We start from the raw sequence: 14,582 nt of genomic DNA, 5'->3' as shown, positions 1-14,582 counted from the left end.
ATGGCGTCAGAATTACAAAAAGGGGGAATCTAACTCCCCCCTTTTCTTTTCACCATTACAGATCGAACTTCACTTCATCTAGAAGTTTTACCGCTTTCGCGTGGTTTTCTGCAATGGTTTCAAGAGGCAGATCATCTGCTGTGTATTCACCCCAAGATGCCACCAGCTCAGAGCGCTTTGCTCCTGGCTTCACTGGCTCTTCAAAGTTCACTTCAGCGTACATCTGCTGTGCTTTATCTGACGTCAAAAACTCCATCAGTTTTTGTGCGTTTTCTTTGTTCGGCGCATATTTCGCCATTGCCATGCCACTGATGTTCACGTGTGTGCCATCGGCTTTCTGGCCAGGATAGTTCAGGTAAACGCTGTCAGCCCAAGTCTTCTGCTCTTTGTCAGCCAGCATTTTACCTAAGTAATAGCTGTTACCCAGAGACACGTCACACAGACCTTCAGAGATAGCCTTTACTTGGCCACGGTCATTACCTTGAGGTTTACGTGCAAGGTTAGCTTTTACGCCTTCCAACCACGCTTTTGCCTCTGCTTCACCGTGATTGGCGATAATGGCAGAAACCAGTGAGACATTGTATGGGTGTTTACCTGAGCGAGTACAGATTTTTCCTTTGAATTCAGGCTTCGCCAAATCCATGTAATCAAACTCTTCACCCAGTTGACCTACACGATCACGAGAAGAATACACCGCACGTGAACGGGTAGTGAGTGCAAACCAGCGGTCATCGCTGTCGCGGTATTGTGAAGGAACGTTCTCTTCGATGGTTTCGCTATCAACAGATTGAACAAGATCTTTGTTCACCAGTTCCATCAGGCGGGAGATATCGACGGTCAGCAGTACATCAGCAGGGCTGTATTCGCCTTCTTGCTCAACTTTTTCAGCCATACCTTTCTTAGCAAACTTTATGTTTACTTTGATACCAGTTTCCTTGGTGAACTCGTTCAACATTGGCTCAATCAAAAAAGGTTGACGGTAAGAGTAAACATTTACTTCTTCAGCAGCACTCGCTACACCCGAACCCATAACTCCTAGCACCAATGCCGATGCTGACAGCACTTTTTTCATATTCCCTGCCTTCCAAACCACAATAATAATGAGAACGTTTATCAGTCCGATTAGTATACACATCATCACATCGTGCGCAACGCCAATTAGATCAAACCGAACAAAAAAAGACCCACATCCTTAGGACACGGGTCTTTTCTATTTACATAGTTTGTAACGTGTTATTTCACACTAACAAACTCTGGGTACGCATCTACACCACAATCGTGGAAATCCATACCTTCTAGTTCTTCTTCTTCACCGACACGGATTCCCATGGTGATTTTCAGGACACCCCATACCAACAGGCTTGCCCCAAATACCCACGCGAAGATAACCGCCGCACCAAACAACTGCGCACCGAACGTAGCATCTGCGTTGCTGAAAGGCACAGCCAACAGACCAAACAAACCACAGGTGCCGTGCACAGAGATTGCACCAACAGGATCATCAATTTTCAGTTTGTCCAAACCGACAATGCTCAGAACAACCAACGCACCTGCCAAACCACCAACCGTGATGGCCGCAACTGGCGACGGAGACAGTGGATCAGCGGTGATCGCAACCAAACCCGCTAACGCGCCGTTCAAAATCATGGTCAGGTCAGCTTTGCCCCACGCTGCTTTACACACCACCAGCGCAATAATTGCACCTGCTGCTGCTGCTGCGTTAGTGTTCAGGAAAATTTGACCGACCGCTGTCGCATTCTCAAAGTCAGAAATCATCAACTGAGAACCGCCGTTGAAGCCAAACCAACCGAACCAAAGGATAAAGGTACCCAAGGTTGCTAATGGCAGGTTAGACCCTGGAATTGGGTAGATTTGTCCGTTTTTACCGTACTTACCTTTACGAGCACCCAATAGCAATACCCCAGCCAGAGCAGCTGCAGCACCGGCCATGTGAACGATACCTGAGCCAGCAAAATCGCTAAATCCCGCTTCTGACAAGAAGCCGCCGCCCCATGTCCAGTAACCTTCAACTGGGTAAATAAACGCGGTAAGTACCACGGAAAAAACAAGGAAAGCCCACAATTTCATACGCTCTGCAACCGCACCAGAAACGACTGACATGGCGGTAGCAACGAAAACAACTTGGAAAAAGAAGTCAGATTCTAAAGAGTGATCCGCGCCTTCGCCTTGCGTACCAATGAGGAAACCCAGTGATGGCAACCAGCCACCTTCGCCGTTATCCACGTACATAATGTTGTAACCAACCAGCAGGTACGTAGTACAAGCAATTGCATACAAACAAACGTTCTTCGTCAAAATCTCTGTGGTGTTCTTTGAACGGACAAGGCCGGCCTCTAGCATGGCGAAGCCTGCCGCCATCCACATAACCAATGCACCCGATATCAAGAAGAAAAAGGTATCCAGTGCGTAACGCAACTCAATTACTGTTGTTGATAATTCCATTTCTATTGCTCCCTCAAACCTTAAATTGCTTCTGCATCCATCTCACCAGTACGAATACGTACGGCTTGCTGGAGGTCATAAACAAAAATTTTGCCGTCACCAATCTTGCCGGTCTGCGCCGCCTTACTAATGGCTTCGATAATTTCATCGACGTTTTCGCTGTGTGCAGCAATTTCCAGTTTTACTTTCGGCAGGAAATCCACTTGATATTCAGCACCGCGGTAGAGTTCTGTGTGACCTTTTTGGCGGCCAAAGCCTTTTACTTCTGATACTGTCATGCCGTCGACGCCCACTTCTGCGAGTGCTTCACGCACATCATCGAGCTTAAATGGCTTAATTATCGCATTGATAAGTTTCATCACCGTCTCCTTGACCCATAAGTAAGATGTTCTTATTTAGTAATAAACAAATCGCGTGCCAATATTATTTTTAATTTAATAATCAATTAATTATGATTTTTCAGTATCAATTGAAAAATAAATCGCACCAATATAGTGCGTAGAGATCACTGTTTTAAGGCAAGCGTGAGATGAACCAAATATAGTGCACCAAGAAGTGGCGTAAAGATTTTAAGGCAGGGAATGTATAAATATTTGACACACGATACTCCTTTACCGTATGTTATATAAATCAGAGAGTTACCGTCCGTAACGGCGAATGAAGTCTTGCCATGCTTCTAGCACCAAAAGAAGGTCTTCTGGTCCACAAAGAGACACACTCTCTTCATCATAGGCATGGAGATCCTGATCAGGCATTTCTTCTTCAAAGCCTTCCATGGTGATATTGGCTTGAATCAGCGCTTCTTCTTGGATCACTTGAAGATGAAATACCTTCCCAGGGCGGTTCCACTCTCCACCTTGTTCCATGATGTGTTTTAAATTGTCCAATACTTCATCAATCGCACTGTGGTCGGTCCCCAATTCATCAATCAACCAACGTCCCAGTGCTTCATGCCCCATGGAAAACTCCGCATGAAAACTGTCGTCTAAAGTATTGCGTCGAAATTCGTAATCCACGTAGTATCCTCGGTTTGTATCGGCTTACTTCTGGCAGATACTGTTTAAAAGTCAGCTCATTTTCAGGATCTTTAGACCCAATGCAACTCAATACCATGATCGCACGCCAAATCGTCGAAAGGACGATGAAAATCATTGGTCATTCCGTCAATGTCATGGATGAACAGGGGTTAATTATAGGCTCCGGCGATCTAAGCCGTTTGCATCAAAAACACGAAGGTGCGCTTTTAGCGTTGACAAAAAACCGTGTGGTGGAAATCGATGACGCCGCCTCAAACCTACTGATGGGCGTCAGGCCCGGTATCAATCTTCCTGTCATGTTTAACGGCGTTGCCATTGGTGTCGTCGGTATTTCAGGAAAGCCAGACACGGTAAGAAGTTTTGGCGAACTTGTGAAAATGACGGCTGAACTTATTGTTGAGCAGGCGGCATTTATCTCCCAAATGCAGTGGGATAAACGCCATCGAGAGGAGCTGGTTTTACAGCTCATCCGCGAGTCAGAACTCAATGCGGGCCAACTCGTCTCAATTGCACAACGCTTGGACTTGGATCTAGAGCAGCCAAGAGTGGCCACGCTTTTCAAACTCATTCCCAATAAAACCGACGCCCTTTCTCTGGAGCACCTCCAGAAAATGGTGCACATGCTGGAATACCCAGAGCGTGACAATCTGGTCGGAATCACGTCAGTGTCACGCAATGAAATTGTGGTGTTAAAGCCTATCGCAATAGAAAATGGCGAATGGTCTCGCACAACCGAAGAAAAGAAAGTCCGAAAACTGCTGAAACGAATTGCCGAGCAAAAAGCATTTAGCGTGCAGATTGCCTACGGTGGCTATTTCCCCACACTAAAAGGCCTCGCGCGTTCATATCAAACCGCAAGTGCCACCCTTGAAGCCAGCACGCCAAGCGATACCGTGATTTACTACAAAGATCATACTCTTCCAGTGCTGTTAAGTGCCATGCCGGAAGATGATTGGCGTACCAAGCAACTACTAGAACCCATGCTACGATTGCAGGGGGAAGACAGTCGGGGCACCTTACTGAAAACCCTCACTGTATATTTTGATCAAAACTGTGATTTAGTTCATACGTGCGAAAAGCTGCATATTCACCGAAATACGCTTCGCTATCGACTGCAACGTATTAATGAGATTACATTATTTGATATCAACAAGTTAGAAGACAAAACCAGTCTCTATCTTTCCTTCTTGAAGTGGCAGCGCAGCCACTAGTTTTGTGCAAGCGCACAAAATAGTCTTCATTTCACCCATGTAAATTCAGACATCTGTCTAAAGCTCCTCATCCGAAGACGGCGTAAAGTGCCGTCAGTTTTTCGTTTCAGCTGAGATGTATGAGATGACCGAAGTTTCCACCCTAGGCGCCCTCGCTGCCTTAATCGTTTCTATTACCCTGATATTAAGAAAAGTCCCGCCTGCGTACGGCATGATCATCGGTGCGCTTGTTGGTGGTATCGTCGGCGGCGTGTCCCTAACAGACACGGTTTCACTGATGATTGGTGGTGCACAAGGCATTGTGACTGCTGTACTTCGCATTCTTGCCGCGGGTGTGCTGGCTGGCGTTCTGATTGAATCCGGTGCCGCGACCACCATCGCCGAAACCATTGTTAAGAAAGTCGGTGAAACCCGTGCCCTTCTGGCACTGGCAGTCGCAACCATGATTCTGACCGCCGTTGGCGTATTCGTGGATGTTGCGGTTATTACGGTTGCACCGATTGCACTGGCGATTGCACGTCGCGCTGATCTTTCAAAAATGGCCATTCTGCTCGCCATGGTTGGCGGCGGTAAAGCCGGCAACGTGATGTCGCCAAACCCAAATGCCATTGCTGCCGCTGACGCATTCAACGTTCCCCTCACCTCTGTGATGGCGGCAGGTGTTATTCCAGGTTTATTTGGACTGGTAGCCGCTTACTTTATTGCGCTAAAGCTCGTTAATCGCGGAAGTAAGGTTGCCGAACACGAAGTTGTAAAAGTTGATATGAGCCGCCTGCCTTCATTCGGCGCAGCCATTGTCGCGCCTATGGTAGCAATCTCTCTGCTGGCGCTTCGCCCAATTGCTGGAATTAACATCGACCCACTGATCGCTCTTCCTCTGGGTGGTCTGCTCGGTGCACTGGCGATGCGTCGCGGCCGTGAAACCAACCATTTTGCAGTGTCAGGCTTGAACCGTATGGCTCCGGTCGCTGTGATGTTGCTGGGTACGGGTACCCTTGCAGGCATCATCGCGAACTCAGGGCTTAAAAGCGGTCTTATCGATATTTTGACCTCTTCTGGATTGCCTTCTTACCTGCTGGCACCGTTCTCGGGTGCACTGATGTCATTGGCAACAGCATCAACAACCGCAGGTACTGCCGTAGCAAGTAGCGTATTTGCCAACACTATCCTTGAATTAGGTGTACCGGCTTTGGCCGGTGCTGCAATGATCCATGCGGGTGCCACCGTCTTTGACCATATGCCTCACGGAAGCTTCTTCCACGCCACAGGCGGTGCGGTTCACATGGACATGAAAGAGCGTTTGAAGCTCATCCCTTATGAATCCGCGGTTGGTTTTGTGATTGCGCTGATTTCTACCCTTATCTTTGGTGTATTTGGTCTGTTTGTATAAAGGACATTGCTGATGAAAATTGTTATTGCCCCTGATTCTTATAAAGAAAGCCTGTCAGCAATGGAGGTTGCCGTTGCAATTGAAAATGGCTTCCGTCGTGTTATGCCTGATGCTGATATCGTGAAACTGCCAATGGCCGACGGTGGCGAAGGTACGGTCCAGTCGTTGGTTGATGCAACCGGGGGCCGCATCATCGATGTCGTCGTAACCGGCCCTTTGGGTACGCCAGTAGAAGGTTTCTTCGGCCTGATGGGCGACGGAGAAACCGCGGTTATCGAAATGGCTGCGGCATCAGGCTTACATCTGGTTCCACCTTCTCAGCGCAACCCGTTGATCACCACCAGTTTTGGTACAGGTGAACTGATCAAAGCCGCAATAGAGTACGGTGCTAAACATCTGATTGTTGGTATCGGTGGCAGTTCAACCAACGACGGCGGCGCAGGTATGGCGCAAGCTCTGGGTGTGAAACTGCTGGATAAAGAGGGCAAAAGTATTGGCCACGGCGGGGGCGCACTAGAAACCTTATACACCATTGACTGCTCACAAATAGATGCACTACTGAAAGACATTAAGCTTGAAGTAGCATGCGACGTGGATAATCCGTTGTGCGGCGAAAAAGGCGCATCCGCCATCTTCGGCCCGCAGAAAGGCGCGACACCAAGCATGGTTATGAAGCTGGACGCAAACCTGTCTCATTACGCCGATCTAATGGCGGCGCAACTGGGTCGTGATGTAAAAAACAATGCGGGTGCCGGCGCTGCTGGTGGCATGGGAGCAGCGTTGATGGGTATCTTCAATGCTGACCTTCGTCCTGGCATCAACATTGTAATGGACGCGGTGAATTTGTCAGAACAACTGAAAGACGCCGATCTGGTGATCACCGGTGAAGGCCGCATGGACAGTCAAACTGTTCACGGTAAAACGCCAATCGGTGTGGCGCGTTGTGCTAAGCAGTTCAACCTGCCAGTCATTGGCATTGCGGGCTGCCTGTCTAACGATGTTGATATCGTACATGAGCACGGTATCGATGCCGTATTCAGCGTGGTGCCACGTTCGGTTTCTCTGGAAGAAGCCCTTCGCGAAGGCGCGGTGAATGTTGAAAACACCGCAGCCAACGTAGCGCGATTGCTGAGTTTAAAACTGTAAACATTATAAATAGACACGAAAAAGCCTCCATATTTGGAGGCTTTTTTCATATTACACGATGACGAAAACTGCGTTATACCGCGGTTTGAACGATCACTTCATCGGCTTTCTTGGTGTATTGATCCATGCGGTGGAAGTTCAGGTAGCGATACGTATCGGCTGCGGTTGCATCGATTTGTTTCGCGTATTCCAGATACTCTTCAACCGTTGGGATGCGACCAATGATGGCACCCACTGACGCCAATTCCGCAGAAGACAGGTAAACATTCGCACCTGTACCCAGACGGTTCGGGAAGTTACGTGTAGATGTAGACAGAACCGTTGCCTTATCGGCAACACGCGCTTGGTTACCCATACACAGTGAACATCCCGGTGTTTCGATACGCACACCCGCACGACCAAAGATACCGTAGTAGCCTTCTTCGGTCAGTTGGTCGCGGTCCATCTTAGTTGGTGGAGCAACCCAAAGACGCGTTTCTAACGTACCGCCGAATTTGTCCAAAAGCTTACCCGCAGCACGGAAGTGACCAATGTTGGTCATACAGCTGCCGATAAAGACCTCATCAACCTTGTCACCCGCCACGTCAGAAAGCAAACGCGCATCATCCGGATCGTTTGGCGCACACAGAATTGGCTCTTTAATGTCAGCCAGATCGATTTCGATCACCTCTGCGTACTCTGCGTCTTTATCTGCTTCCATCAGTTCTGGATTCGCAAGCCACGCTTCCATCGCTGAAATGCGACGCTCGATGGTACGACGATCGCCATAACCTTCGCTGATCATCCACTTCAACATCACGATGTTAGAAGACAGGTACTCAGCAACAGATTCTTGAGATAGCTTGACCGTACAGCCAGCAGCAGAACGCTCTGCCGATGCATCTGACAGTTCGAACGCCTGCTCAACGGTCAGATGATCAACACCTTCAATTTCAAGAATACGGCCAGAGAACGCATTGATCTTGCCCGCTTTCTCAACGGTCAACAGACCTTGTTTGATGCCGTAGTAAGGGATCGCATGAACCAGATCGCGCAGAGTGATACCTGGTTGCATTTCACCTTTGAAACGAACCAGAATTGACTCTGGCATGTCCAGAGGCATCACACCTGTTGCTGCCGCAAACGCAACCAAGCCAGAACCTGCTGGGAACGAAATCCCTAGAGGGAAACGTGTATGCGAATCACCACCGGTACCAACTGTATCTGGAAGTAGCATACGGTTAAGCCATGAGTGGATAACACCATCACCCGGACGCAGAGAAACACCGCCACGGTTCATAATGAAATCTGGCAGGGTATGATGCGTATTAACGTCAACCGGTTTTGGATACGCGGAAGTGTGACAGAACGACTGCATGGTTAAATCAGCTGAGAAGCCCAGACATGCAAGGTCTTTAAGTTCATCACGGGTCATAGGGCCAGTGGTATCCTGAGAACCTACGGTCGTCATTTTTGGCTCACAGTAAGTACCCGGGCGGATACCTTCTACACCACACGCTTTACCCACCATTTTTTGGCCGAGTGTGTAGCCTTTACCTGTGTCTGCGACCGCTTGCGGGCGGCGGAACACCTCAGAAGGTGCCAGACCCAGCGCTTCGCGTGCACGATCAGTCAGACCACGACCGATGATCAATGGAATGCGACCACCCGCGCGTACTTCATCGTACAACACGTCTGTTTTCAGTTTAAAAGTCGACAGCAGTTCGTCACTCGCATTGCTGCGCACTTCGCCTTTGAACGGATAAACGTCAATGACATCACCCATATCGAGCTTAGAAACATCAAGTTCGATAGGCAGTGCACCAGCATCTTCCATCGTATTGAAGAAGATTGGGGCAATCTTACCACCCAGACAGAAGCCACCTGCACGCTTGTTTGGTACGTTCGGGATATCATCTCCCATGAACCAAAGTACAGAGTTAGTCGCTGACTTACGTGAAGAACCAGTACCAACAACGTCACCCACGTAAACCAGTTGGTGGCCTTGCTCCTGAAGCGCTTCGATTTGTTTGATTGGGCCTACGACACCCGCTTGGTCTGGATTAATACCGTCACGTTCATTTTTCAGCATTGCCAATGCGTGCAATGGAATATCTGGACGAGACCATGCATCAGGTGCTGGTGACAAGTCATCGGTGTTGGTTTCACCAGTGACTTTGAATACGGTCAGTGTGACTTTCTCAGGCACGTTTGGCTTAGACAAGAACCATTCTGCATCGGCCCAAGATTGCATGACTTGCTTTGCATGCGCATTGCCCGCTTTCGCTTTTTCTTCAACGTCATAGAAAGCATCAAACATCAATAATGTGTGAGAAAGTGCTTTCGCGGAGATTGGCGCAAGCGCGTCATCATCCAGCAGCGCGATCAGTGATTCAATGTTGTAACCACCTTGCATCGTTCCCAAAAGTTCTACCGCTTTTTCTTTGCTAACCAGCGGAGAGCTTGCTTCACCTTTTGCAACTGCAGACAGAAAGCCAGCTTTTACATACGCGGCTTCATCAACACCAGGTGGAATACGGTTTTCAAGAAGATCGACGAGTACCGCTTCTTCACCAGCAGGTGGGTTTTTAAGCAGTTCGATCAAACCCGCGGTTTGTTCCGCGTCTAATGGTTTAGGGACGATGCCCTGAGCGGCACGTTCTTCGACGTGTTTACGGTAGGCTTCAAGCACGACATTTTCCTCATATTACGGTCTGCCCTTCACGGTCAGACATCCTTGGAAGTAAGCTCGGTTCACAGGTACGCGTTTGAAGTGTAGGGCTAACTATCTTTCTAATGTACCTGCATGACGAAGCTGGCATGTTATCACTTTTTAACCAAATATTAAATTCCAGCCATGGAATGAAACATTCGATTCATTGTAGAGAAAGCACACTGTGCTTTCTCTAAATCTGTCCTTTAGAACTGGGATCCGACTATAAAATAGAACGAATCGAGATCGTTTTCTGTACGACCATAGGCGATGATCATCGGTCCCAAGGGGGAATCTACCCCAGCAAATATACTGCCTGCCGCGCAAAACGGTACATCTTTAAGCGAAAAATCGGGGTTGTTCCACACTCCACCATATTCCAGTGATGCGCCCAAATAGACGGGTGATGTGAATACACCAAAGTCATTGTCCAGAAGTCGATAGCGGTAAACGACCGCTCCAAATGCAATGTTGTTTGCCCACAACGAATCTTTCGGTATACCGGAAAGGTTTAAAAAACCACCCAGTTCATGAGGCTCAATAAGCACATTGCCAACACGTTCATTGATGGTGCCGTATTTGGCTTTCCCGTAGAGCGTGTGTTTGCCCCACGTTTCTGCGTAAATACCTGTGCTGTTAAACACCATCGACTCTGATGAAGATTGACTGTCGTCTTTCAACGTATCTCTTGCATAACCTAGCGACGTAAGGAAATACCCACCTCTGTTCGGGAAAACGCGATTATCTAGGGTATCGAGTGTGATGCTAAAATACGGCATTTCGCGGGTGTAGTTCTGCTCTAACAAACCACCCGAGAATTCTTCCTCACCTTTGATATAACGATAACCCAACTTAAACTCACTCCAGAGTTTAGGTTGCCATCCAATGCCGATGTCCCCCCGCACTTCGCTGTAGCGCGTTGACAAGGTGAAATCCACCTCTTCCAGTGTTGGTTCGGGAGAGCGGTAAAACTCTTTTCTTTCTCGCACTTCAAACCCACCTAACACCTCTGCAAAAAACAACTGATCAGCGGTAAACGGTAAGTAAAACTCGGCTTGCGCGCGTTTGTCCGTCCCTATTTCAAAGGTGGTTCTAAGCTCAGCACCATTCTCCGTCAGCCCCGTAGAATTAATGCTAAACCCTGCCGAAAAATTGGTGTCTGACTCAAAATTGTCTTCAAGAGAAAAACGAAAATCGACGAAATTTGGCCCCCAATTTTTCTCTTTCACATCGACAACTAAGACGTTCTCTTTGCCTTTCTGCTCAACGTGATAGCGCACAGTTTCAAAGCGGTCGAGCGCATAAAGGTTACGAACGGATTTCTCAAGCTCTTTAGAGTTCATTTTACCCAGTTGTAAGTCTAACCTTTCAGTCAGCACATCATCGGAAAAGCTAGTATCGTTATTCAGTACAATCTGATCGATAGATAACATGTCGCCGTGCAACATCTGCCGACGTCTGACTTGTTTTGCCTCGACATAATGTTGATACTCGCCCGAAGTAAGTGCCAGTTTTGTCAGTTTTTCTTTGTTCTGCAAAGCGACTTGATAGCCTTTTTCAAACGCTTCTGGCATACGGTCAAATTCGGTCGTTTCCATGTTCCCAACATCCGGTGTCAGCAGTATGTCGCTGTCGGTCATATTGCCGATTTGCACGTCAGTGCTATTGCGAACCATAAAGTTAACCAGCTGATTCATGACCTGTAGATAAGATCCAAGCTCTGCGGCTGAGGCGTAATCGGTGCTGATATCGACCGCAATGACAACATCCGCCCCAAGCGCTTTAGCAACATCAACGGGCATATTGTTCACAGGACCACCATCAACAAGGTAGTGCCCCTGGATTTCAACCGGAGGCAATGCGCCTGGTACGGCCATACTCGCCAACATTGCTTCCGTTAACTGACCGTCACCAATTACAACCGGTTGAAGTTTCTCTATGTCTGTTGCGACGGCACGAAACGGGATCACTAACTCATTGAAGGAGGAAAATACTGGGGGATTCCCCGTCGACTCACGGAGAATACGGATCATATTCTGACCCTGAACAATACCCTGGGGTGTTTTTAAGCTTTTTAAATCAAAACCAAGATTAGTAGAGAGGTTGTAACGGTCTTCGTGCTCTTTGTCGCGAATTCGACGATCCCCTCGGTAGACACGGTCTACATAGCCCGCATTCCAGTCAGTGTGATCCATCAACACTTCAATCTCTTCCGCAGACATGCCGAGTGCATACAAGCCCCCCACATAGGCCCCCATACTGGTGCCTGCGATGTAGTCTACTGGAATTTTCATTTCTTCCAGTGCGCGCAAAACGCCTACGTGTGCCGCCCCTTTTGCGCCACCGCCACCCAACACTAATCCGACGGTTGGACGATTTGGGGTTTCCTGGCTCTCCGCGGGTAAAGCGGTCAATACCGCCGAAAAAAGTACACTTAGAGAGACTACAAAACCACGAAATATCCTGAAAACCATGAAACACTGCCCTAACGATCGAAGCCATCTGATTTAAATATGATAATCACCATACCATCGAGAGGTGAAATTGAGGTCAGAGAAAGCCGTTATTTGGTAAGGAAACTGGTTTTGTATCAATAAAAAAGCACCCTGCTTCCAGAGTGCTTTCTCATTCATCCCGTTAAGTGTTGTTAGACGCGAAAACTACCGACAACATCATCCAACTGCTTACTCTTTTCTGCCAGTTCACGACAGATATGTTCAACATCACCAAGATGTTTGTGCACTGCTTTGCCGTTTTCTACGATGCCATGAATGTTTCGGTTAACGTCTTCAGAGACCGTTTTTTGTTGTTCCGAAGCGGCTGCCACTTGGCTGTTTTGGTCATTAATTGTCAACACCATGTGGGACACTGCATCTAGGTACTCCGATGTTTGTTGGACTCGTGTAACGGTCGCATTGCTCGCTTCACTGCTTTTATCCATCGAAGACACAGCCTTTTTCGTACCCGCTTCCAAGCGCTCAATCATATCGCGGATTTCTTCCGTGCTTTGCTGCGTTTTGTTCGCCAACATTCTCACTTCATCCGCGACTACAGCAAAACCACGCCCCTGTTCACCCGCCCGTGCCGCTTCAATCGCAGCATTCAATGCCAGCAGGTTAGTTTGCTCTGCGATACCGCGAATCACATCAATGATTGAGGCGATACGGTCAACATCATTATTTAACGCGGTGATCATTGCCTGAGATTCGTCTATCGTACCTCTTAGCTCAGACATTGCTCCAACCGTGCTCGCCACACTGTCTTGCGCTGCCACAATTTCTTGCGTAGCGGTCTGTGTTGCATCTGCTGCGTCCGTTGCGTTCTGACTGATTTGCGTGCTGCTGGCGCTCATCTCCTGCACAGCCGCTGCAATCATGTCACTTTCACGTTGCTGACTTTCTGTTTGATTAACACTGCTACGGATTGCTTTTTCAATCTGGCTAATTTGCGCATTCAGGTGATTCGATGCGTCGATAACTTGTTGAATACTTCTCTGAATCTTTTCGACGAACAAATTGAAAGAGGCGCCCAATTGACCAACTTCATCTTGGCTATAAACATCCAAGCGCTGTGTAAGGTCGCCATCACCTGATGCAATATTTTCCAGCGCACTGCCCATTTCCCTGAGGGGTTTCAACAATAAGCGAGCCAATGCTATACAGCCAAGAATAGCGAGCAAAATCGCGGTCAGCGTGCCACCAAGGATCAAGCGCTCCGCAAAAGCGGTAGACGACTGGATTTCAGCCGAAACCTCTTCTTGTGCTTTTGCTATCGCTTTTTCGAGTACCTTGATGTCACCACGAATGACCTCAAAGCCTTTCGCTATCTCTACTTGTTGGTTGCGGTAGTTAGCTTGCGCCTCGTCAGGATTGCGGATCAGGGTTTCAATATCAGAGATCCATGCATCTGCACGCGACGTTAACGTGTCCAGCGTTTGCTGCAAAGAAGGGGCGACCAAACCCGAATCAATCAATACTTGGAACTTTTCTAGGCGCGGTAGTGCCTTAGGCGCGTTGTCTTCGAATTCAAATTGCTGTGCATCCACCACATCAGGAGAGACCCCTTTTGCCAACATGCCTTCCAAGCTGCCCAGTACTTGGTATAAGTCTCGATATGCATCTTCCACATTTTCATAGGTGGGTCTGAGCTTGAGGTTCAGATCGTTATTCAATGAAACTTGTCGTCCAAACGTCTGGTATGACATTACCAATACCGACATAAAAACAATACTGACAAACACCACGGGCATAAAGAGCTTCGTACGAAATGAAAATTGATTTAAAAAGTGCATAAATCCCTCAGCAGACGGAATAAAAAGGATGTTAAAACGTGGTTTTCGCGGCTAGAGGGTGGCAGAACAGTCATAGGCTTAAACGTGGTGGTAAATTAAAAGCAACAAATAACCGCATTGTTGCAGGACTCACGACGAGACAAGCTCACAAAATAGCCCTATGTTCAGCAAAGAAATAATAATGCACTAGCTCATTGATAAAAAACATAATTTAGTAAAACTATGATGTTGCATTAAAAACGAAGAATAAATAATCGAGGTAACATGGATTCTAAGGGGACATTCGTTTAACTGCATACCTCAAGGCAATAAACAGGCGGGGCCTTTGACATAGGAACAGGCATAAAAAAAG

The 14,582-nt window shown here is 47.9% G+C and carries 10 protein-coding genes; 3 read left to right on the top strand and 7 right to left on the bottom strand.

What is annotated here, in order from left to right; genetic code table 11:
* Positions 1-55: 55 nt before the first annotated feature.
* The 4 genes from B5D35_RS01455 to B5D35_RS01440 form a co-directional block, all read right to left on the bottom strand.
* Positions 56-1,072, bottom strand: a complete 1,017-nt coding sequence (locus B5D35_RS01455) for a Fe(3+) ABC transporter substrate-binding protein (protein ID WP_078750844.1) — start codon at positions 1,070-1,072, stop codon at positions 56-58.
* A gap of 161 nt (positions 1,073-1,233) precedes the next feature.
* Positions 1,234-2,463 carry an ammonium transporter gene (locus tag B5D35_RS01450; protein WP_078750843.1) on the bottom strand — a complete coding sequence of 410 codons (1,230 nt, stop codon included), beginning with the start codon at positions 2,461-2,463 and terminating at the stop codon, positions 1,234-1,236.
* Positions 2,464-2,483: 20 nt separating this feature from the next.
* Positions 2,484-2,822, bottom strand: coding sequence for a P-II family nitrogen regulator (glnK, locus tag B5D35_RS01445; protein ID WP_002537421.1), 339 nt, complete (start codon positions 2,820-2,822; stop codon positions 2,484-2,486).
* Between the two features lie 279 nt (positions 2,823-3,101).
* The gene (locus B5D35_RS01440; protein WP_078750842.1) at positions 3,102-3,479 is read right to left on the bottom strand and encodes a YacL family protein; all 378 of its coding nucleotides are present in this window, start codon (positions 3,477-3,479) and stop codon (positions 3,102-3,104) included.
* Positions 3,480-3,559: 80 nt separating this feature from the next.
* Here B5D35_RS01440 and B5D35_RS01435 point away from each other — a divergent pair, with 80 nt between their 5' ends.
* From B5D35_RS01435 to B5D35_RS01425, 3 genes are all read left to right on the top strand, one after another.
* Entirely contained in the window at positions 3,560-4,711 is a 1,152-nt protein-coding gene (locus B5D35_RS01435) for a sugar diacid recognition domain-containing protein (protein WP_078750841.1), read from the top strand.
* Positions 4,712-4,835: 124 nt separating this feature from the next.
* Positions 4,836-6,101 (top strand): GntP family permease, encoded by a 1,266-nt coding sequence (locus B5D35_RS01430; protein ID WP_078750877.1) that lies wholly within the window; start codon positions 4,836-4,838, stop codon positions 6,099-6,101.
* Positions 6,102-6,113: 12 nt separating this feature from the next.
* Positions 6,114-7,247: a glycerate kinase gene (locus B5D35_RS01425; protein WP_078750840.1), complete on the top strand. Its 1,134-nt coding sequence runs from the start codon at positions 6,114-6,116 to the stop codon at positions 7,245-7,247.
* 73 nt (positions 7,248-7,320) lie between these two features.
* On the opposite strand, the gene acnB is transcribed toward B5D35_RS01425, so the two are convergent.
* The 3 genes from acnB to B5D35_RS01410 form a co-directional block, all read right to left on the bottom strand.
* Positions 7,321-9,918: a bifunctional aconitate hydratase 2/2-methylisocitrate dehydratase gene (acnB, locus tag B5D35_RS01420; RefSeq protein ID WP_078750839.1), complete on the bottom strand. Its 2,598-nt coding sequence runs from the start codon at positions 9,916-9,918 to the stop codon at positions 7,321-7,323.
* A gap of 227 nt (positions 9,919-10,145) precedes the next feature.
* On the bottom strand, positions 10,146-12,413 hold the full coding sequence (locus B5D35_RS01415) for a patatin-like phospholipase family protein (protein ID WP_078750838.1): 2,268 nt from the start codon (positions 12,411-12,413) through the stop codon (positions 10,146-10,148).
* A 173-nt stretch (positions 12,414-12,586) separates the two neighbouring features.
* On the bottom strand, positions 12,587-14,230 hold the full coding sequence (locus B5D35_RS01410; protein ID WP_078750837.1) for a methyl-accepting chemotaxis protein: 1,644 nt from the start codon (positions 14,228-14,230) through the stop codon (positions 12,587-12,589).
* Between the last annotated feature and the right edge of the window lie 352 nt (positions 14,231-14,582).

The organism is Enterovibrio nigricans DSM 22720 (genome assembly GCF_900167155.1).
In the GTDB taxonomy this organism is placed as follows: Bacteria; Pseudomonadota; Gammaproteobacteria; order Enterobacterales; family Vibrionaceae; genus Enterovibrio; species Enterovibrio nigricans.
The sequence above is the reverse complement of the archived record's forward strand: the minus strand, read 5'-3'. Positions and strand labels throughout refer to the sequence as shown.